The following is a 1,384-nucleotide window of genomic DNA, read 5'->3' as shown; positions in this document are numbered from 1 at the left end:
GGAAAACTTGGTTACCTTCTTGTTCATGGCTCCATTCTCTCAAGAGTTGGAGCCTCCACAAAATCCGGGGCGGTTCAGTTTTCGTAGCGGTGATTTTCCACACCAGTGCAGCCTGAACGGTGACCACCCGGTACGGTCACCATCACGCAGCGTCGAAGTTCAGCTCCTGATCCGGCAAAGGCGCATCTCATGCGCAGAGCGAACGAGACACGGTCCTTGTTGTTATGGGAAGGATGTCAATAGCCGCTGGGAGCGTCAGCACAACATGCCTCGTTGCCGAGCACACGATGCGTCCCGCTAATCGCGGTCACGAAACGCGAGTCTCATCTGGTCCTTTGCGTCCAGGTAACGCTCAAGATAGTCAGGTGGCATATCATTAAAGGCCGAGACACATCCGTCTGGATCAACGTATTCCGTATACGGGTTGCGAGTTCCGCTCGCTTGATCCCACGCACTGCCACTGTTTCTTAGTCCCCGAATAATGGTCTTGGCGGCCTCAGGGCCAGCCGCTCGCTTAACTCTCATTTTTGTAAATCGATCCATTCGCGAGTTATCGGCCGGGTTTTGAGCGAGGGCCTCGGAAAGTGCATCGTTGGGCTCAGGCGGCCCGGGTGGCGTAGTGAAGAGTCGCACCGGCTCGGTTGTATTGATCCGCTCGCCGTATGTGTGAACTTTTTTGATCATTTGCCATGGATCAATCACCACCGCATAATCTCCGACTGTCCGATCCCGCCAATCACCAAGGACAACGTAGTGGTGGTCCTCATTCGATTCTTTCACTTGGAAAGCTGGCATGGCGCGATGCATCTGACGAAGTTCAGCCGCCGACAGCCGACGGTGCTCGCCGCAACTTCCCCCTCCCATTTGCTTAAGTGCTCTGATTTCTTCGGCCTCGTTCGCGCAGTGCCCGTCATTGATCGTGTCACGCGCGAGCTTCATTCGGGTCCAACTGCGACCTCCGCTCATCCAGATCGCTGCCTCTTGGTTGGCGGGCCCATCAGGAAAAGTTTTGTAGCCGGTTTCTTTAACCACTCTGCTGGCGATTCCCATGGCTTCGAAAATATTTTTTGAGACGGGAATGCGCCTAGGGGTAGGGGAACCGATCACAGCATCGAGACGGGAATCCTGGATGTCTGAAAGCGACGCATACTCTTGCACGACTGAGGATCGCGACGAACCGGACATATTGAGAGGCACGTTATGACTCCGATATTGAAGTGATCAATCACCATAGTAAAAAATTGGTTGGCATTGGCTGCAATGGCGAAATTTCGACAACCGTGGCGAAGTAAGGGTTCTGATAATCACAACTGATTGCGGGTTTTCCGAAGGGGCCGAATTTGTCTGCGAGCCCCACCGGGAATGGCTTTCGGAGCTGGCGAGG

At 54.3% G+C, this 1,384-nt stretch carries 1 protein-coding gene; it reads right to left on the bottom strand.

Going from position 1 to position 1,384, the window contains the following annotated elements:
• Nucleotides 1-297: 297 nt before the first annotated feature.
• Nucleotides 298-1,197 (bottom strand): hypothetical protein, encoded by a 900-nt coding sequence (locus EVC45_RS44640; RefSeq protein WP_129964366.1) that lies wholly within the window; start codon nt 1,195-1,197, stop codon nt 298-300.
• Nucleotides 1,198-1,384 lie beyond the last annotated feature (187 nt).

This window comes from Paraburkholderia sp. UYCP14C, assembly GCF_004197395.1.
Classification (GTDB): domain Bacteria; phylum Pseudomonadota; class Gammaproteobacteria; order Burkholderiales; family Burkholderiaceae; genus Paraburkholderia.
Note: the sequence above shows the minus strand (reverse complement) of the source record. Positions and strands in the feature narration are given on the sequence as shown.